At 47.4% G+C, this 18,870-nt stretch carries 12 protein-coding genes; 5 read left to right on the top strand and 7 right to left on the bottom strand.

The features are described from left to right. Nucleotides 1-124 precede the first annotated feature (124 nt). Nucleotides 125-5,155, bottom strand: coding sequence for a DUF11 domain-containing protein (locus JNN12_01165; GenBank protein MBL7976919.1), 5,031 nt, complete (start codon nt 5,153-5,155; stop codon nt 125-127). 249 nt (nt 5,156-5,404) lie between these two features. Next, nucleotides 5,405-5,872, bottom strand: coding sequence for a hypothetical protein (locus JNN12_01160; GenBank protein ID MBL7976918.1), 468 nt, complete (start codon nt 5,870-5,872; stop codon nt 5,405-5,407). Nucleotides 5,873-6,060: 188 nt separating this feature from the next. Between JNN12_01160 and JNN12_01155 the strand changes: the two genes are divergently transcribed. The 4 genes from JNN12_01155 to JNN12_01140 all read left to right on the top strand — a co-directional run bounded on the left by JNN12_01155 (nt 6,061) and on the right by JNN12_01140 (nt 11,149). Next, the gene (locus JNN12_01155; GenBank protein ID MBL7976917.1) at nt 6,061-7,227 is read left to right on the top strand and encodes a septal ring lytic transglycosylase RlpA family protein; all 1,167 of its coding nucleotides are present in this window, start codon (nt 6,061-6,063) and stop codon (nt 7,225-7,227) included. Between the two features lie 577 nt (nt 7,228-7,804). Continuing rightward, nucleotides 7,805-9,085, top strand: coding sequence for a septal ring lytic transglycosylase RlpA family protein (locus JNN12_01150; GenBank protein MBL7976916.1), 1,281 nt, complete (start codon nt 7,805-7,807; stop codon nt 9,083-9,085). Nucleotides 9,086-9,099: 14 nt separating this feature from the next. Next, a complete protein-coding gene (locus tag JNN12_01145) occupies nt 9,100-9,342 on the top strand; it encodes a hypothetical protein (protein ID MBL7976915.1) in 243 nt (80 codons plus the stop codon). A gap of 145 nt (nt 9,343-9,487) precedes the next feature. After that, the gene (locus JNN12_01140; GenBank protein ID MBL7976914.1) at nt 9,488-11,149 is read left to right on the top strand and encodes a Zn-dependent hydrolase; all 1,662 of its coding nucleotides are present in this window, start codon (nt 9,488-9,490) and stop codon (nt 11,147-11,149) included. Between the two features lie 121 nt (nt 11,150-11,270). On the opposite strand, the gene hpt is transcribed toward JNN12_01140, so the two are convergent. The 3 genes from hpt to JNN12_01125 form a co-directional block, all read right to left on the bottom strand. Then, complete coding sequence (gene hpt / locus JNN12_01135) at nt 11,271-11,840, bottom strand: hypoxanthine phosphoribosyltransferase (protein ID MBL7976913.1); 570 nt, start codon at nt 11,838-11,840, stop codon at nt 11,271-11,273. Nucleotides 11,841-11,988: 148 nt separating this feature from the next. Then, nucleotides 11,989-12,414, bottom strand: coding sequence for a hypothetical protein (locus tag JNN12_01130; protein ID MBL7976912.1), 426 nt, complete (start codon nt 12,412-12,414; stop codon nt 11,989-11,991). 241 nt (nt 12,415-12,655) lie between these two features. After that, nucleotides 12,656-13,201, bottom strand: coding sequence for a DUF2911 domain-containing protein (locus JNN12_01125; GenBank protein ID MBL7976911.1), 546 nt, complete (start codon nt 13,199-13,201; stop codon nt 12,656-12,658). Between the two features lie 218 nt (nt 13,202-13,419). Here JNN12_01125 and JNN12_01120 point away from each other — a divergent pair, with 218 nt between their 5' ends. Next, complete coding sequence (locus JNN12_01120; GenBank protein MBL7976910.1) at nt 13,420-15,402, top strand: acetoacetate--CoA ligase; 1,983 nt, start codon at nt 13,420-13,422, stop codon at nt 15,400-15,402. A gap of 106 nt (nt 15,403-15,508) precedes the next feature. Here the strand turns inward: JNN12_01120 and uvrA are convergent, their stop codons facing one another. After that, the gene (gene uvrA / locus JNN12_01115) at nt 15,509-18,439 is read right to left on the bottom strand and encodes an excinuclease ABC subunit UvrA (protein MBL7976909.1); all 2,931 of its coding nucleotides are present in this window, start codon (nt 18,437-18,439) and stop codon (nt 15,509-15,511) included. Between the two features lie 284 nt (nt 18,440-18,723). Continuing rightward, complete coding sequence (locus JNN12_01110) at nt 18,724-18,861, bottom strand: hypothetical protein (protein ID MBL7976908.1); 138 nt, start codon at nt 18,859-18,861, stop codon at nt 18,724-18,726. Between the last annotated feature and the right edge of the window lie 9 nt (nt 18,862-18,870).

Below are 18,870 nucleotides of genomic sequence, written 5' to 3'. Positions count from 1 at the left end.
GGTACTTTCGGAATATACGCCAACCATGCCCACTATTTATGACGAAATTACAAACCTATGCTTACAAACAAGGCCGCCCCCATGCTCGGAAGCGGCCTTTATTATAGGCGGAAGAGGTCGTCTGTTACTTTACGAAGATCATTTTGCGGGTAATGGCCGCTTGTCCGGCCACTTCGAGGCGGTACACATAGGTTCCACTCGGTAAATTGGCTGCATCGAAGGTAATGGTATGGACGCCCGCTGTACGAAGCTCGTTGTTTACCAAGGTCGCCACCTGACGTCCCAGCATGTCATATACCTTAAGCGCAACCTTACCTGACTCAGGCAGGGTGAAACGGATGTTTGTACTCGGATTGAACGGATTCGGGTAGTTCTGATCCAAGGCAAACGTTGTTGGCTGGGCCTCATTCTCTGCTGCAACACTTGTTCCGGAGACAAATTGTACATCCGAGATGCTTAGGTCAAAGGCTTGACTGGCCTGGCCATTGCCTTCCACATAGAATACCAACTGGGTTACATCATCGGCACGGAACCTTCCTGTTCCATCTGCAACGCGGAAGGATGGGAAGGGCAATTCATAGACCGCTTCGTTTTCCGAAAGACTGACGCGCGTTGCGTATTGGTCCCACGTTTTGATGCCTGCTTTTTCCAAAACCACTTTTAGGTTGGCTGCGCCCTTCGCCTTGAACCGCAAGGTATTGAAAGCGCCCAAATTGGTCGGACGTTGGTTGGGTTGTAAACTCCGAAAAACAGCCACCCACGTTTTAACCTGACCGCTAATTTCAACGGCGCGATCTACCGTATAAACGTCCGCACTGGTATTGGCCGCATCTACCGACTTAACCAAGAACCGGGCAACTTGTGCGCCCGCAGGATCGGCACTCGCCCCCCACGGTCCATCTGCCAGATACAACTCATCGGTGGCAGTATCTACTTCGTTGCTAATGGAGAAACCAATGTCATACAAGGCGTTAACCGGAACTTCCAACCACTCCACACTTCCCGGCTCGGTATTGGTCAGCGAAACCAATTGAGAGAAGGGCACACGATCACCACTTTCGGTACGGGCTTGCGTGCCATTAAAGGTCATACTACTGGCACCAGCCAAGTTCACCACTTCCAGATTCATTTTTCCAGAAGCATATTGTGCTTTCCGAACATATACTTTTGGCATTTGTGGAAGGTTACCCGTCCAGTTTAGACTACCACGTTTTTGTAATGCCACCAAAATTTCCTCTACAAGTCCTTTGGTAAATTGGGGTACCACCGACCAAACCTGGAAGTTCAGGATTTCATTTCCGGTTTGTATGGGCTTATATCCGGCACGGCGGAACTGATTTTCTACCTGAAAACCATCTACTGTCTGATACACCACAAACCAAGAAGCATAGTCCACAGCTCCGTCTGGATGACGCAACGTGACCATTTGGAAAGGTTGTCCCATGATGTTTACGGTGGTCATTTCTTCGAGCGTTGCCCCGTTCAGGCGATCACAAATGGCTTTTGTGTGCTCGTATGTGTAACCGTCTGGGGTGGTATTGGCCAAGATGGCCCCTACGCGGCGTTGGTCGGTGTACATATAGTCCACTGCAAAGAAGCTGGTGGCATTAGTAATCCCTTGCAGATCTTTCGGTGTAGTGACAATGGAACTGCTTTTCAAGGGTCCTTCCTGCGGAATCACGTCCAAAATAACCCCCAGGGCATCCCGTTTGTTTAGCTGTTTTTCGGTATGACGGTTAAACGGGCCATATTCTGTTTCGACACCCGGTAAGTGGGCACGGTTGAAGTTTCGGGTGGCAATTGCACTGGCAAGATTGCCATTCGACTCCAAGCCGCCATTATTACCGCCCGAAGAGAACGAACAACCATTCACAACTGCCACATCTACATCATCTTCATCAAATATACCAACATAGTTATTGGGAGTAGAATCTGGGTCGAGAGCATCGCTACCAGTAACCTGTGCAATGTTATAAACCAGACATTCTTTGCCAAGTTGTACCTCAATCTTTAGCTCGGCTTGTCCACCAACGGGCAGGGTTCCGATATTCCACTCACCCGTACTTGGGTTGTAGGCGCCTTGCGAAGTACCGCTAGCAATGTACGTAAGCGAACTGTGAAGCGGGTCGTGAACGGTCACATTGGTCGCATCATCTGGGCCGTCATTTACTACCACGATATAATAGGTCACGTTTTGGCCACTTTGTGCAATCGGATTATCCACCCCTTTTTTCAACGCAAGGTCTGCTTTGGCTTTCCAAGCACCACCATTCATATTCAGTACCGAAGCACCAGATGCCTTGAAGACTTCGGTGTACCCAGATTCCGGATTGATGTCGGAGTCTATCTCATCGTTTTCCGCATCCATCTTGGTGAAGCGAAAGCCCTTTGGGAGGTCGAAGCGGAGGGCATAAATTCCTTCTTCTACATTTGGAAAGAGGTAATATCCCGGACGGCCTTTTTGGTCGTCGCCCGTATAACTAAAGGCTACCTCTTTATCGTCTTCGGTTCCCGGTTTTTCGTCACCACCCGGATGTATAAGCGTTACTTTGACCCCGTTTAGCCCACTTTCTTTTTCACCTTGTACACCGTCGCGGTCTTCGTCCAACCAAAAGAAACTACCGATTGCAATGCCTTTGATGGGCTTCAAGGCAATACCCACTTTCGTTGGCTCGGCGGCAAGGAGGCGGGAACCATTATCGGCACGGGTTGCCGTATAAGCAAAGGAGTTCCAAGCCACTTCGCCTTCGGTGGGTGCACCAGCAGGAACACGCATCGGCCAAGACAGGGTTAGCGTTTCGTTCAGACCAATTTCCACCTTGGCAAAGTCGAATTTCAAGGCCCGCACACTCGTAATATCTTCAGGAAGTTCAGTACGCCACTCAGGCTTTTCGCAGTCCGGCTTAGAAGTCCCCAATTCTTCGGTACAAGGGTTTGCAACGGTACTATAATAAACCGTCACCCCTTTTGGAGCCGCTACCGCACCAATCAAATTGGGCCGCCATTCGCTCTTGCGTTCATCTTTTGTGGTCACTAATTGGTCACCAATGGCCGGAAGTACATCTATGAGCACGGCTTCGTTCATTGGAACATTGCCCTCGTTTTTCACCTGCAACAAATAATCGGCCGTGCCGCCAGGCGTAGAAACCCCAACTTCGGGATACTTATGAAAATCATCATCATATTCGCCTTTCACCAATTTATTCGCAGAAAGCGCGGGGACCCCTTGGATCTGGATGGTATGGGTATAATTGCAAATTTGATCACTTTTGCTTCCATCACCATCCAGGTCAAGCGTATCGGTTTCTTTGGTTGCCGGACAACGTACATTTCCCACATTAGAAGTGAGCTGTACTTTATTAGGCAATGCCCCATAAATCGTTCCGGGTTTCACTTGTGCATTAAACGAAATATATGCTGCTGCATCCACGGGAACGGCATCGGTCCAACTCCAACGTAGCAACGTCCTGCCACTTCCGGCATAGTTTTCCAGTTTCTCAAATACTGGAGCGGCCATTCCAGCGTTTCCGGCATCATATGTCCAAGAGCCATCCACAAAAACTTGGCTTTCCGGTAATAAATCCATCAGGACGGGCTTGTCTAATTTGTGGGTGGCCAATCCATAGTTCCGTACCCGCAAACGGTATCCAACGGTACTACCCGGAAGGTAAGGGCCAGTTGTCGTTTCCTCTTTGTAAGGATAAGGACGAGCCATAGGGTCTATGACTTCCACATTTACGCAGGCGTTTCGGTTGGTGACATTACCATTATACACAAAACCCAAGGAACCACAATTTTGTACGATGCTTCCCGTATTTACCGCATTTCCGTTCCGGTCGGTCGCAAGCAAGGTCGCTTTAAGACCAGGACGAAGCGCCGTGGACGAAGGAGCAAACCCAACAGCTACTGTTCCCCAATCCCATTTCAGATGGGTAATTACTTCAGAACTCCCCAGCCCCATGGCAGAAACCAAAACGGTGCTATTGCTACTAAAGGGGCTTCCCGGAACTAAGGCATAGCTGCTATTGAGGTTGGTTTTATACCAAATATTGACTGGCGCAGCAGATGGATAGCCACCAGAAGTAATTTCGGTAACATCAAGGGCCACTGGAATCGCATCTTCCAACACAAAGTCATTGACCGCTACATTGCTGCTATTTTTAAGGTTAAACGTATAAGAGGCAACCTGACCCACCACCTTTTCACCAAAGTCCACATATTTATTCAGTGTACTGCCTGTAGATGGGACAAATCCGGATAGAACATGGCTCACTTGATCTGTCCCCAAGGATTGATCCGAAAGACCGTATGGGGTTCCAAAGCCTTCTACACGGTTCACCACCGTTTGACCATTAGAGAAAACAGTACTGGGGTATTGTACCGTTACAGTACGACTCGTACATCCACCATTGGTCACGCCAATACTGCCCAAATTCCAAGTGACCGTCCTATTTATGGCGTCATACACCCCGCTATTACTCGCAGAAACAAAAACGGCATTCAGCGGCAAGGTATCTACTAAGCGGGCGTTTTGAAGGTTTAATCCGCCTAGGTTTCCAGCATTCGGACTGCAAAGAGCAACTTTGTACGAAACATCAAAATCTATAAAGGAAGAAGTGGTAATTTGTTTGTCCACTTCCCATTTCGAGACTGCCGTGGCCGTCACAGAAACGGTGTTACTGGTTACCGTCGCGGCATTCGTGGCAAAAATGGCTGCCCGGTTCTTGACCACTGTACCGTTTGGCGTGGTTCCTTCGGGAAACTTCACCGTTATCTGTAACTCACCCGTAGAACCCGATGCCAAAGTACCAAAGTTAAATGTAACGATTCGGCTGGTGCTGTTGTAAGAAGAGGAGGTAGTATGCACCGAACCAACATTTCCTAAATAGGTCAAGCCCGCAGCAAGTGAATCCCGTACCACAACATCATTACAAGGCGTCGTAGGACTGGAGCAAGCATATTGAACGGTATAATAAAACGTTTGTCCAGAAGGCACACTACTCACATTGGCCCGTTTCGCTATCGAAAGCGAGGATTGGGCAAAAGTTGCAGTACCGCCAGACAAGAAGAACAAGACAAAGAGCCAGCCCAACCACCCGCTGCTCACCCGAGGGCTGTTAGACTTTTTTTTGGGGGGCGTAAATTGTTTTTTCATGGCTATCAATAATATATATGAAGGTATGGAGGACATTTTCTGGTGGTGTTCCAGTTTACCCATTATATGAAGTACTTTTCAGTTTCATTCGATAAAATGGACTTTCTTTTCGACAAACACCCCAAAATTTTGGGCAAGCAAATTAAACCTTTTCCTACAACCCTGAAACACATAAAAAAACCTCTGGCTCTTAACAAGAACCACGAGGTCTTTAAAACTCAGGAGATTATCATTATTACTCATACGCAATTATCGTGCCAAGGCCAGACGATACTGCCGATCGGTATATTCCACTAAATCCTCGACCGAGACCAATCGCCAAGCAGGGGTAGTCAGCCTGCCATTTTCCTGCCGCTTGTACCCCGTTCCAAACATAAATCCTTTTTTACCTTTCCCGCCTTCAAAGGTGAATGCACCAATGACATGTACAAAAAGCGCTGCTTCAACCGATAAGTTGTATTTTTCTGCAATGGCGGTAGCAAGATAGCGAGCATCCTCTAAGCCAGAAACTCCGTTATTTTCAGCAATTTCCTGAACCACCACCACATGGGTTTTGCCCCGTGTGGCTTTAACATCTGCTTCATACACCTGAATCCGCACACTGGAATTGGCATAGCCGTCCTTATTCCATGTAAAAACGGTCTCTCGATCTGCTTGGGCTTGTGCATAACCATATAAAAAAATGCACAACAACATCGAATAAACAATCTTTTTCATTTTATTATGGTTTAATTAATTGGTTAATACCGTAAAGAAGGTGACTTTATTTTCTTGACACCGTTAAGAAGATAATCATAACCTTATTTTTTGCACCTCTAAACTTTTTTTCGGGCAAGTTGTATTTCGGGGAAGAGATTGGTACGATAATTGGGAAGGGCAATCCATGGATACATTCGGTTTTTTTTATGACCAGTCCCAACACGATGAAGCCCCCGCCCCATTCCGCCTACACACAACAAAACAGACTCCTCCAAATCGCCCTTTTGGTGGTTTTGGTCTTATTGGCCTTCGTTTGGAATGCCTGCGGCGTTGTACGGAGTTTGCCACCCCCAAAAAGCCAGCACAGCCCTGAGTCTTACCGGATTACAGAAGGATTTCGAACACAGACAGGGGTTGCCAGCCACTACGGCGAAAAAGACCAAGGGAACCTTACGGCCAGTGGAGAACCGTATAACCACCGAGACTTCACAGGCTCTCATAAATCTTACCCTTTCGGTCAGTATGTAATGGTCACCAACCTCACCAATCAACAATCTGTGGTCGTTCGGATCAACGACCGCCCCAGTGCTACGGACAATAAAGTCATCGGTCTTTCGGGGAGTGCCGCCGCCCAGATTGGCCTCCTTCAGTCTGGAATTGCGCGCGTAGAGGTAGTCCCTGTAGAACCTTCTGCTTCCAACAGCAATGGACCAACACTCGCTTATGACCCCCTTTCACCCTATTCAACAGGCTTTGGCGATGCTGGGCGGACTTCCTATCAAGCACCTACCAACGCCGCTTTCACGAGCCGTACGGAAAAAACTTCAGCACCTGCGTTAAATACTACACCAGTTTGGCAAAATCCGACACCCACCCAATTCCCGGATTACACCTATCCATCTGGTGGTGGAGCCACCCGATTGGCTCCCAACTCCGCCAATCCAAATGAAAACAGGTCTTTATACAATAGTACGCCCACAGAAAAAAAATCAGGATTAAATGCTTACGGGGGAAATGCAGGACAGGTTAATACTTTAGGAGGCGAGGATTTGCCGCTGGGAATGTCTTCGATGAGTCCGACGGGTATTATTCCAAATGGAGGCATTCCTTTAAAATTGAAACGCAATCATTATACCATACCAGATGGAAACTGGACAATTCAAATTTCGGCTGTCCGGAGTCAACGTTCCATTAAGGATCAGCAAATTGCCTTGGGGCCAGATCTGTGGCAAGAACGAACTGGCACCGATGATCTTACAAGGCTTAATTTTGGGCGTTTCCGTAGTAAATCGGAAGCACAAGCAGTTGTCCTTGAATTAAGACAATTGGGATACAATGATGCCTATGTAAAACCAGCCAAAAACGGTTATTAAAAATACACGAGACACTCCTCATACTTGTCAATACACTACTGCCTGAACCTGCACTGGCAGAGAAAAGCCGAAAATGGCATAGCTTGTTTACGAATAAAACTCTTCTGCGTTTCTGTCCACATAAAATCGCAACCACACTCACCAAGCTTATACAATTGATGGTGGTACAGCCTGATGTCTCCGTATGAGACAAGAAAACATTCGATTTTTTATTTTTGAGGCTTAACCAATAAAGAGATGATTTTATTGCCCAAATAGCTCGCAAATACTGGTATAACTACATAGAATTGCATTCAAGCATACCCGCTACTCAGACCCCATCACGTATCATTTTGGGATTTTTTTATCTTAGTCATTAAACGCTCTTCATTGTCTTGTATCAAAGCGATACAGAAACAGAGACCCACCACCAATAACCAGGTCTCCCAAACGTTTCCCGATTCTTTGATCACCCCTCTCTCAGGGGGACGCGAAGTCCCCCCAAGAGTACCTGTAAGTGGTTTTTTCGTCCAACCCACAAGCGAGGGCGTTCTGAGCAAACTTTTAAACCACAAATCCTATGCCAGTAGGGGGTGTTATGAGAAAAAAAATTTTTCCGTTCAGTGTAACCACTTATAATTCGGAAACATATGCCAAAACTTTTTTTGGTTTTTTAGTTGTATTAGCCCTCGCCCTTCCGGCAATGGGCCAATCGGGTCGTTGGAAAAACGACACAGCATCGTATTCTGCTGATGCTGGCAACAAATCGGTAACCGGACAAGACCAGCCGCTTTACATTCCGTTACCTCAAGACGGGCGTCGTTCGTGGACTGTTCGGATCGAGGAGGTGAACGGTCGTCAGGTAGCCATTTTAGAAAGCCGGGAAGTTGCGTCAGAATTGCCCAATCGTGCCCCATCCCCTCAACGGACGGAATCATCGGTCCAACCTGTTTCGCCAACCTATCGGGAAGCGGCTGTTTCAGACTATGTTCGCCCAGTGGTTCATGTATCAGCGGCTCCCGGACGTGGTTCTGCTTCGCCTTCAGCTCCTATCCGAAACACGGCTTATACCCCAGCGCCCACTTACACCCCAACCGAGAACGAAGTCGCACGGGTGGCATCACGCCGAAATGAAGGCCCGGCAAACAACACCAGCCCTATTTTGGCATATGCGTCTTCTTCGCCCTCAGAGCGGCTTTACACCCCACCTTCTACCGGAGTTGCGCCCTCTGGCAGCCCTTATGAAGGCCGCCGTTGGAAGGTGACCGCCGTCAGCTATGGCTTAGCCTCTTGGTATGGTGGGAAATATCAGGGACGCAGAACCGCAAATGGGGAGGTTTTTGACATGTACCAATACACCGCCGCCCACCGCACCATTGCCTTCGGCTCGAAAGTTCGGGTAACGAATCTATCCAACAATAAAAGTGTTATTGTACGGGTGAACGACCGTGGCCCTTTCACAAATGACGGACGCATTATTGATTTGGCCATGCAAGCCGCCCAAGATATAGACATGGTTAAACAAGGCGTTGGCCGCGTAAAATTAGAGTTACTCGAAGAAGAGACCGGACAATTTATTGCCTATACCGAAGAGGCCCCGCGTCCAACCCAAAACCGTGTGGCTCCCCAATACCCCACCATCGAACAAACCCAACCAGAACGTTATACGGTACAAATTGCTGCTACCGGCGATGCCCAACGGGCCCGGATGCAAGCCAACCAAATTTCTGGCGGATGGGTTCACGCCACCCAAGTAAATGGCAATACCTTATATCGGGTCAATATTGGCCGATTTGCAAAGAAGGCCGAAGCAGAACTTGCAGCCAGCCAAATCCGCAACAACGGAAGAGATGCGTTGGTTAAGCAAATCCAAAACTGAACACGATTTTTTTGATGCTACCGCCGACCCGAAAGCGCCCCCACCCCACCACCCGTCTGCATCAAAAAAGCCCGGCTTCTTCCTCCGAAACCGGGTATTTTTTTGTATGTGCACAACGAAATGAATTGATGGTCAGTTCAAACCTAACAGCGGCAAGTGCTGACCAAACGGCAAAGAACAGGCGTTCGGTTTGTGCATGTCTGTTGGCCTTAGCCACCGCGCTTTTAATTCTTTCCAAAGCCTTTCCACAATATTAAGATTAGGTGAATACAATAGTGTGTGTGTGCGCTTCACTTTTCCACATGCCGCCCTCTGGGATTCATTGTATATTCAGATTTAAATTGTACATTTGGCTATTGGTTCTTTTCAAACCCTAAAAACATGAATACACAATCCTTCAGAATGGCGTTTGTCTTCGTTTTGGTGCTGGGGCTAAGCGCTTGTTCACAAAAGCAAAAACCGTTAACCCGCTCCGGAACCGCAGCAGGAACGGTTCTCAAAGTCGAGAATGGTCAATCCACCACCACCCCAATGTATGTACCTTATCGTTTAACAAGCGATTTGGTAGAAGGGCTTTCTACGAAAAACAAACAAGTGGTGGGCCTGCTTATCGAGGCGGCACAGGTGATGGACGACATTTTTTGGGAGCAGACCTATGGTGACCCACGCAATTTATCCCAATACACCGATCCAGCCGTACAGGCGTATATCCGAGTAAATTATGGCCCGTGGGATTTTCTCCATGCCAATACTCCGTTTATTCCTGGTGTGGGACCTAAGCCTGATGGTGCAAATTATTACCCAAAAGACATGAGTAAGGCAGAATTTGAGGCCGCAGCGGCCACAAATCCCGCACTTAAAGACCCTTATACAATGGTTCGGAGGGATGCCAACGGCAAACTGACGGCCCTCCCATTCAATACGTATTTTAAGCCCCAAATGGAGCGGGCAGCAGCCAAACTCCGAGCAGCAGCGGCCTTGGCCGAAGATATGGGCCTCCGAAAATACCTCGAACTCCGCGCCGAGGCATTGCTCACTAACCAGTACCAAGCCAGCGATTTTGCTTGGATGGACATGAAAACCAGTCCTATTGATGTGGTTATTGGCCCTATCGAGACGTATGAAGATGGGTTATTTGGGTATAAAGCTGGAGCAGAAGCCTATGTTTTGTTAAAAGACCTGGCTTGGAGCGAACGCCTCTCGCGCTATGCCGCCCTCTTACCCATGCTACAACGCGGCTTACCCGTTCCCGATGCCTATAAAGCTGAAATGCCCGGAACAGATTCGGACTTGAACGCCTATGATGTGGTCTTTGTGACGGGCGACGCCAATTCTGGCTCCAAAACCATTGCCATAAACTTGCCGAACGACGAAGAAGTCCAACTCAAAAAAGGAACCCGCCGTTTACAGCTTAAAAACGCCATGAAAGCCAAATTCGACAAAATGATGTTGCCGATTTCGGATCTTCTCGTTGCGCCTGACCAACGCAAACACGTAACATTCGATGCTTTTTTTGCCACCACGATGTTCCACGAAGTGGCGCATGGTTTGGGAATTAAAAACACCCTCAACGGAAAAGGAACCGTTCGCGGCGCACTGAAGGAACAAGCTTCTTGGCTGGAAGAAGGCAAGGCCGATATTTTGGGATTGTATATGATCCAAAAAATGGTGGAAACCGGCGAACTCAAAAACGTAGATTTAAAAGACTATTATGTTACCTTCTGTGCCAGTATTTTCCGAAGCATCCGGTTTGGAACAGGAAGTGCGCATGGCAAAGCCAATTTAGTTCGCTTCAATTACTTTCAAGAACGCGGGGTTTTTACCCGTGATGCAGTGACCGGAACCTATCGCGTAGATTTTGAAAAGTTGCGTGCCGCAGTGGACAGCCTATCCGATCTTATTCTCCGGCTTCAGGGCGACGGACAATATGACGCTGTTGTGGCGTTGTGGAATGAAAAAGGCCGCGTGGGTGAAATGTTAAAAGCCGACCTGAATCGCTTGGCCGAAGCAAAAATTCCTGTAGATATTGTTTTTGAGCAAGGAAAAAGCATTTTAGGACTATAATGCACTTTTCGGCAAAAGCGCGTAGTGGTAAACGCACCACGAAGACATGAAACGATCTGCGGCAAAAAAAACATAAAGACAAAAGCCGGCGTATTTTCCGGCTTTTGTTCGTTTCAAACCCTTAATTGGCCTCGTCTAACACATAAATAGCGGCAAGGTTTCGCCCTAATTGGCCGTAATCTAAGCCGTATCCCAAAACAAATTTATTTTCGATGGGGAAGCCCACCCAATCCAACTGAACCTTTTCGCGGGTGGCATCTGGTTTGTGTAACAGCGTTACGACTTTTACAGAGGCAGGGTGGTGGTGCGCCATTTGTTCAAGGATATACCGCATCGAAAGCCCTGTATCCACAATGTCTTCCACCACGATCACATGTCGGCCAGCGATCTTGGCATCTAACCCTTTCTTCTCCGTCACCTGTCCGCTGGAAATTTTTTCCGCTCCATAGGAGGATAATTTAATAAAATCCATCTCGCAATCTATCGTCACGTTCCGGATCAAGTCGGCCATAAAAATAAAGGAACCATTTAATAACCCGATAAAAATAGGGTTTTTGCCGTCATACTCTTCGTTGATAGCGGACCCTATTTCTGTGATACGTGCCTGAAGCGCTTCGTTCGGAATCATCATACGGAATCGTTCGTCCCGGCAATACACGATTTCGGGCGTCTCGGAAGGGGCAAAGTGCATAATTAGGATTGGTTTTGTGGTCGGAATGTAATCAGGAAAGTACGTCATCCCCCCGATCTGAAAAAAGCGAAACCATCTTGAAGTCAAACCAACAACGTAAATATTTTTGTTTTCCCTATTCAATATTACTATTTATGATCAAATAAACTCACAAACCAGACTGAGTCCAGCCCTCTTCAATCAACGCACACCGTTTATAGTCCTCATCTGAAACCTCATATAAGTTACCATCGGCACTACCAGAGACCGAAATTTCAAGGTATCCGGCAAAGACCCAAATAAAGGCGGGTTGCCCACTGAGTACCACATGGCCCGGCTGGGCATATCCAGGAAAAGCAGCGATTTCACTTTTAAATGCCTTCATTTCGTCAAAAGTATAGGATTTATTTGGAACAGGGCGCAGAAACGAAGGGGGTATTTCCTCCAAGACCAGTCCCATATGGCGTAAAATGCGTTCTAGTCCAGTAAATCCAGAAAAGACAAACCGCGCCTGTAGAGCATCGCCGTCTTGGGCATGTCCGCGAAACCCACGGTGCAGGGTAAAAAATGTGAGTTTGGGTGTTTCTATATTCATTGGTTTCATGCGTATCTCTATCCGTTGTAGGCGCTACCAGAAAGACAAAATGCGCAAAATGCGCAATTGATTTTTTGCTTTCTTTTGGCTTTTATGTGTAGAAACGGAAGTGTTATTAAGCCCACCACCCTGCACAAATATTTTTCCGGTAGGTGCATAAAAAAGCCTTTTGTCGTTTGAAAAGGCTCGTTTGCAACGAACCGAGGCTCTCAGACAAAAGGCTCAACGCTTGATGCAAAAGTTAGAACTGAATCGGAATTTCTACCTTCGTCATATCCCAGCCAATGATCATTTTACTGGCCCCATTGATCGGTTCGGTAAAAATGATGGCGAGTGATTCCTGTTCTTTTTCTAATTTCGCGACGGGGACATCAAACCGAACTACATCTTTTTCTTGCTTGTAGCTATAAGCTCCCCATACATCGGTATCAGTATTTAGCACCATGGTCCATTTATCCTCGAAAGGGATGGCATAGACCGAATAAGTGCCCGCCTTCACGGCTTTTCCGCCAATGGTTACGTCTTTGTAAAAGCGGATTTCAGTGGCTTCGTTTGCACCAACCCGCCAGACCTTTCCAAAAGCCTCTAACTTTCCAAAAATCTCCCGACCCTTTTTCTGAGGACGCGAATAAATAATTTTCGCAATAGGTGGGGCATTACGGTCTTCTCGCAAGTAGGCTATATCTGCCGGACTACCATCTAACTTAGGGAAGTTTTGCGCTTGAGTCGGTAGGGCAAAAAAAGCGCTCACCACAAAAAACAATGCGATACGGGTATTTTTTTTCATTTGAATTAAATTTGTTTGGGTTAAGAATGGTGCTAAAATGCCCCATAGAAGGTTTTTGTTCCGATAGGTTGTGTCCTTTTTACCCTATCAAATAAAGAAGGCAATTATCTTATCTTGTGTCTGCCCATTCCCGCATCTACCAAAATTCGGTAAAAATATTCTGGCATCTTAAATATCCCGTACTTTTTTTAATCTTTTAAAAAAACCGTCTCTGCCCGATGAACACTCCTACAATACTTTGGCAACCCACAAAAGAAGACCTTGAACAAGCCAATCTCTCAACGTATCTACAATGGCTGGCGGAACGTACTGGGCAAACATTTGCTTCGTATGATGCACTCTGGGCATGGTCGGTGTCGAACATAGATGATTTTTGGGCTTCTATTTGGGCTTATTTTGAAATCATGGCCCATACGCCCTACAAAACCATCCGTTCTGGGGATGCCATGCCTGCAGTTCGCTGGTTTGAAGGCGCTACCTTAAACTATGCGGAACATATTTTTCGGAACGAGACGTCTTTGTATCCGGCTATTCTTTTTAAATCGGAATCCAAACCAATCGAAGCCATTTCATGGGCATCGCTTCGGGAAAAGGTTGCAAAAATGGCGGCCTACCTAAAAGCAGAAGGCGTGGGAATCGGAGACCGTGTAGTTGCTTATTTGCCCAATATTCCGGAAGCCACCATTGGGTTTCTGGCCACTTGTGCGCTGGGGGCCGTTTGGTCGAGTTGCTCCCCCGATTTTGGCCTTGACAGTGTAACCGAGCGGTTCCAACAAATTACGCCAAAAGCCTTTATTGCCGCGAATGGCTACACCTATAATGGTAAAACATATGAGCGAACAGCCGAAATCCAAGCCATACTGACGGGAATACCTACCATTACGACAATGATCATTGTGGAAGCGGAGAGCCTTCCACACAAGACGGTTTTTTCAGTAAAAACAACTACTTGGCATTCCATTCTTATGGAACCAGATAGGCCAAAACTTAGGTTCGAAGCCGTCCCTTTTGCCCATCCAATCTGGGTCTTATACTCATCGGGGACCACGGGTACACCGAAGGCCATTACCCATTCACAAGGTGGTGTTTTGCTGGAACACCTTAAGTACCTCAGTTTTCACAATGACGTTCATAGAGGAGAAAGGTTCTTCTGGTTTTCGACAACGGGCTGGATGATGTGGAATTTTGTTCAGGCATCTTTATTGGTCGGCGCAACCGTAGTCCTATACGATGGTAGTCCAAATTATCCCAACCTGAATGCCCTATGGCAACTGGCAGAAGAAGCTGACATTACACACTTTGGAACCAGTGCCCCTTACATCTTGGCGTGTCGCAAGGCTGGCATCACGCCCAAAAAACAGTTCAATGTATCCAAATTGCGTTCGATCAGTTCTACGGGCGCTCCCTTGCCTCCAGAAGGCTTTCAGTGGATTTACGAACATGTAAAGGATCGCGTATGGTTCTGTTCAATGAGTGGCGGAACGGATGTATGCACCGCATTTGTGGGAGGCGTACCCACCGAGCCTGTCTATGAAGGAGAAATCCAACGGCGATCATTGGGAGCAGCCGTTTATGCCTTCGATGAATGGGGAAACGCCGTAATAAACGAAGTGGGTGAAATGGTGCTTAGCGAACCAATGCCTTCTATGCCCATCTATTTTTGGAACGACCCCCATAAAACGAACTATTTGGATAGCTATTTTACCCATTATGGAGGTAAGGTCTGGCGACACGGTGATTGGCTTACCCTCACCGACCGAAATACCCTGCTGATTTGGGGCCGATCGGACGCCACGCTGAACCGGAATGGGGTGCGTATCGGAACAGCAGAGATTTATCGGGCGCTATACCAAATTGCGGACATTCAGGACAGTCTGATTGTTAACCTTGAACAGAAGGATGGTACACACTTTATGCCCCTTTTTGTTCAGCTTAGAACAGGTGCAGAACTCAATGAGGCGCTCCAAACAGCCATTATTCAGACCATACGCAGCATGTATTCTCCGCGTCATGTTCCGGATGCCATCCTCTTGATTCCAGAAGTGCCTTATACCATCAGCGGAAAAAAAATGGAAGCACCGGTAAAAAAAATACTCATGGGCCTACCCACTGACAAAGCGGCCAATAAGGGCGCCATGCGAAATCCTGATGCATTGGTCTTCTTTGAGGAATTCGCCAAACAGAGGAAGCATATTTCATGATGCGTATTTCAGCCTATTGGCTTGATCCTATGTTGAGGCCAATGTCCCACAGAAGGCACGCACAGTGTCACCACTTCCATGTGCTGTATTTGCAACCCGTAAACGGTCACACCCTTTCCAGTTCATCCTCGCGGTCTTCGCTTTCCAAAGTCTCCTCCGATTCCACCCGAAGGTCTTCAAGGTCTAAGGTAAATGCCTCGTCTTCATAATGTGCCCGGTCCAACTCGGCCTTTAAAAACTTGCCCGTCACAGATGTCTCATGCCTCGATACATCATCGGGCGTGCCAGTACACAAAATCTGCCCTCCTCCTGCTCCACCATCAGGCCCAAGATCAATCACCCAATCGGCTGTTTTAACCACATCCATATTGTGCTCGATAACCAAAACGGAATTGCCTTTTTCAACAAGGGCGTGTAAAACATGTAATAAGTGACGAATGTCTTCGAAGTGAAGCCCGGTTGTAGGCTCATCCAAAATATACAAGGTTTTCCCTGTTGCCGGACGCGACAATTCGGTTGCTAGTTTTATCCGTTGGGCTTCTCCACCAGATAGAGTGGTGGCTTGTTGTCCCAAACGAATGTATCCCAATCCTACCGCAGCAAGTGTTTGTACCTTTTTACGAATATTCGGAACCGCTTCAAAATAGGTTAACGCCTCCTCTACAGTCATATCCAATACATCTGCGATGGTTTTTCCTTTATACTTAACCTCCAACGTTTCTTGATTATATCGCTTCCCCTTACACGTTTCGCACTCCACATATACGTCAGGCAAAAAGTTCATTTCTAATTTTTTGATCCCCGCCCCCGTACATGTTTCGCAACGCCCTCCTTTCACATTAAACGAAAAGCGCCCCGGTTTATACCCGCGAATCTTAGATTCTGGTGCATTTGCAAAAAGATCGCGGATGTGTGTAAAAAGACCCGTATAGGTAGCAGGATTTGAACGAGGTGTACGGCCAATGGGTGATTGATCCATGTCTATCACCTTGTCTAAATGCGCCAAGCCCAGTAAGGCGTCATAAGGCAAAGGACTCCGTTGCCCGTGATGGAAATGATTGACCAACAGAGGATATAGGGTATGATTGACAAGGCTTGATTTACCTGAACCGGAAACGCCTGTTACACACACAAACATCCCCAATGGAATCCGAAGAGTATCTCCTTTCAGATTATTGCCGCGTGCCCCAACGAGTTCGAGGTATTTCCCGTTTCCGGTACGCCGTTCCCGACGTATGGGGATGTAACGGCGATCCGACAAATACGCCGCTGTTAGGCTCTGAATACCAGAAGATGCTTCCGCGTATTGTTTCGGGCTACCAGCAGCCATCACTTCGCCCCCATGTTCTCCAGCAGCAGGCCCCAAATCCACCACAAAATCGGCGGCCTCAATCATCTCGCGGTCATGTTCCACCACCAAAACAGAATTGCCTAAGTCCCGTAGGTTTTCTAAGGACTGAATCAACCGGACATTATCACGGGGATGAAGTCCGATGCTTGGCTCGTCTAATACATACAAAACCCCAACAAGTTGTGTTCCGATTTGGGTGGCAAGCCGGATGCGTTGGCTTTCGCCCCCAGATAAACTTCTGGCAGCCCGGTCTAAGCTAAGGTAGTGCAAGCCAACATTCAGCAGGAAATCTAACCGATCATTAATTTCTTTCAATATCGGTTGGGCAATTGCAGCTTTATTTCCCGTAAAAGTAAGCCCCCCCAGCGCGCCCCGAAGCTGGTACAAATCCATCTGAACGAGCTGTGCAATGCTGTAAGGCCCCACTTTATACGACAGGCTCTCCGGCTTTAGGCGTCCACCTTTACAGTCGGGGCAAGACTGGAGACGGAGAAAAGACTCGGCCCACTTCCGGATTTCGTTCGAGGAAGTATTCTCGTAGAAATTCCACACATATTGTAAAAGCCCAGCCCAGCGATGCTGATATGTTACTGCACGGTCTTTGTGTTTATACAAAATATCAAACACTTCTTCCCCAGCACCTTCCATGAGTACTTCATATTGCCTCGATGTAAGTTTTTCGATGGGGGTTTGAAACGTGAATGCATATTTTTTAGCTACCGCTTCCAACTGCGAAAAAGCAAACATTTCGCGTGGCTTCCCCAGAGGGGCTAGACCACCTTCGGCAATACTCTTCGTGCGGTCTGGGATTAGCAGGGTAGGTTCCAATTCCAATTTATTGCCTAAACCATTGCAGGTAGGGCAGGCGCCATAAGGCGTATTAAACGAAAAGAGATGGGGGGATGGATCGTCGTAGCTTAGGTTATCCTCCGGACACGTCAGGTTCCGACTCATCACCATATCCGGCCCTTCCACCAAAGCAACAATGAGGGTATCCTGACCCATTTCTAAAGCCTTCGTCACCCCTTGACTCACCCTCGGACGTATTTCGGGCATCGCTACAAGCCGGTCTATCACCACCTCAATGTCGTGGATTTTGTAACGATCCACCCGCATTTCTGGTTCTAACTCCCGAATTTCCCCATCTACCCGCACCCGCTCATACCCTTGTCTGGCCACCTGTTCAAACAATTCGCGGTAATGCCCCTTCCGACCACGAACCACTGGTGCTAAAAGGAACAACCGCGTACCCTCCGGCAACCCACATATCGCCTCTATGATTTCATCGTCGGATTGTTTCCGCATCGGGCGGCCCGATAGGTAGGAATACGCATCGGCGCTGCGGGCAAAAAGCAGGCGCAAAAAGTCATAAATTTCGGTAACGGTTCCTACGGTAGAACGCGGATTGCGGCCTACCGTTTTTTGATCAATCGCAATAACGGGCGACAATCCATCTATAAAATCTACATCCGGACGCTCCATCATCCCCAAAAACTGGCGTGCATACGCACTCAACGACTCCATGTACCGACGCTGTCCTTCTGCATAGATGGTATCAAAGGCCAGAGACGATTTACCAGAACCGCTCAGACCCGTTACCACAACCAAGCGATTTCTGGGAATGTCTAAGTCTATGTTTTTCAGGTTGTGCTCGCGGGCGCCCCGTATCACGATGGTTTCTTCCATAGCAAACTGGTTTGGTGTATTGGGGGACAAATTAACCGATCCCTACAAGCGGAAACGATCTTACACACATACTTTACAGTATTCTTAACAAGATCTTCCAGATTGAACGTGCGACCTATGTTAGGAAGTACCTTTCGCCTATTCAACTATTAGAGAAAACATACCCAATCTTGTATTAAACAGTGTTGATTAACATCCGGTGTACCATTAACGAAAAAGGAAAGGCCACCCATCTCGTGTAGGCGGCCCTTCAATAAAAGCGAATATTTCCGCAAATTAACACGTCATGATTCTTCTCTGGTACCACCATGACCAAATGCCACCACACTCAATATTTTTACATTAAGGTATAAAAACATAAAAAATTGAATTAATGGGTTATGCATCACAAATTTTTGGAAACGGGTGATTTTTTTTGCCATAAAAGGATA

This window comes from Bacteroidetes Order II. bacterium, assembly GCA_016788705.1.
Lineage (GTDB): Bacteria > Bacteroidota > Rhodothermia > Rhodothermales > UBA2364 > UBA2364.
This window is presented reverse-complemented; position numbering and strand designations above follow the sequence as displayed.

Excerpts from the sequence above, each read along its gene's own strand:
- JNN12_01165 (MBL7976919.1), bottom strand. The coding sequence starts at position 5,155 with ATGAAAAAACAATTTACGCCCCCCAAAAAAAAGTCTAACAGCCCTCGG.
- JNN12_01160 (MBL7976918.1), bottom strand. The coding sequence starts at position 5,872 with ATGAAAAAGATTGTTTATTCGATGTTGTTGTGCATTTTTTTATATGGT.
- JNN12_01155 (MBL7976917.1), top strand. The coding sequence starts at position 6,061 with ATGACCAGTCCCAACACGATGAAGCCCCCGCCCCATTCCGCCTACACA.
- JNN12_01150 (MBL7976916.1), top strand. The coding sequence starts at position 7,805 with ATGAGAAAAAAAATTTTTCCGTTCAGTGTAACCACTTATAATTCGGAA.
- JNN12_01145 (MBL7976915.1), top strand. The coding sequence starts at position 9,100 with ATGCTACCGCCGACCCGAAAGCGCCCCCACCCCACCACCCGTCTGCAT.
- JNN12_01140 (MBL7976914.1), top strand. The coding sequence starts at position 9,488 with ATGGCGTTTGTCTTCGTTTTGGTGCTGGGGCTAAGCGCTTGTTCACAA.
- hpt (MBL7976913.1), bottom strand. The coding sequence starts at position 11,840 with ATGCACTTTGCCCCTTCCGAGACGCCCGAAATCGTGTATTGCCGGGAC.
- JNN12_01130 (MBL7976912.1), bottom strand. The coding sequence starts at position 12,414 with ATGAATATAGAAACACCCAAACTCACATTTTTTACCCTGCACCGTGGG.
- JNN12_01125 (MBL7976911.1), bottom strand. The coding sequence starts at position 13,201 with ATGAAAAAAAATACCCGTATCGCATTGTTTTTTGTGGTGAGCGCTTTT.
- JNN12_01120 (MBL7976910.1), top strand. The coding sequence starts at position 13,420 with ATGAACACTCCTACAATACTTTGGCAACCCACAAAAGAAGACCTTGAA.
- uvrA (MBL7976909.1), bottom strand. The coding sequence starts at position 18,439 with ATGGAAGAAACCATCGTGATACGGGGCGCCCGCGAGCACAACCTGAAA.
- JNN12_01110 (MBL7976908.1), bottom strand. The coding sequence starts at position 18,861 with ATGGCAAAAAAAATCACCCGTTTCCAAAAATTTGTGATGCATAACCCA.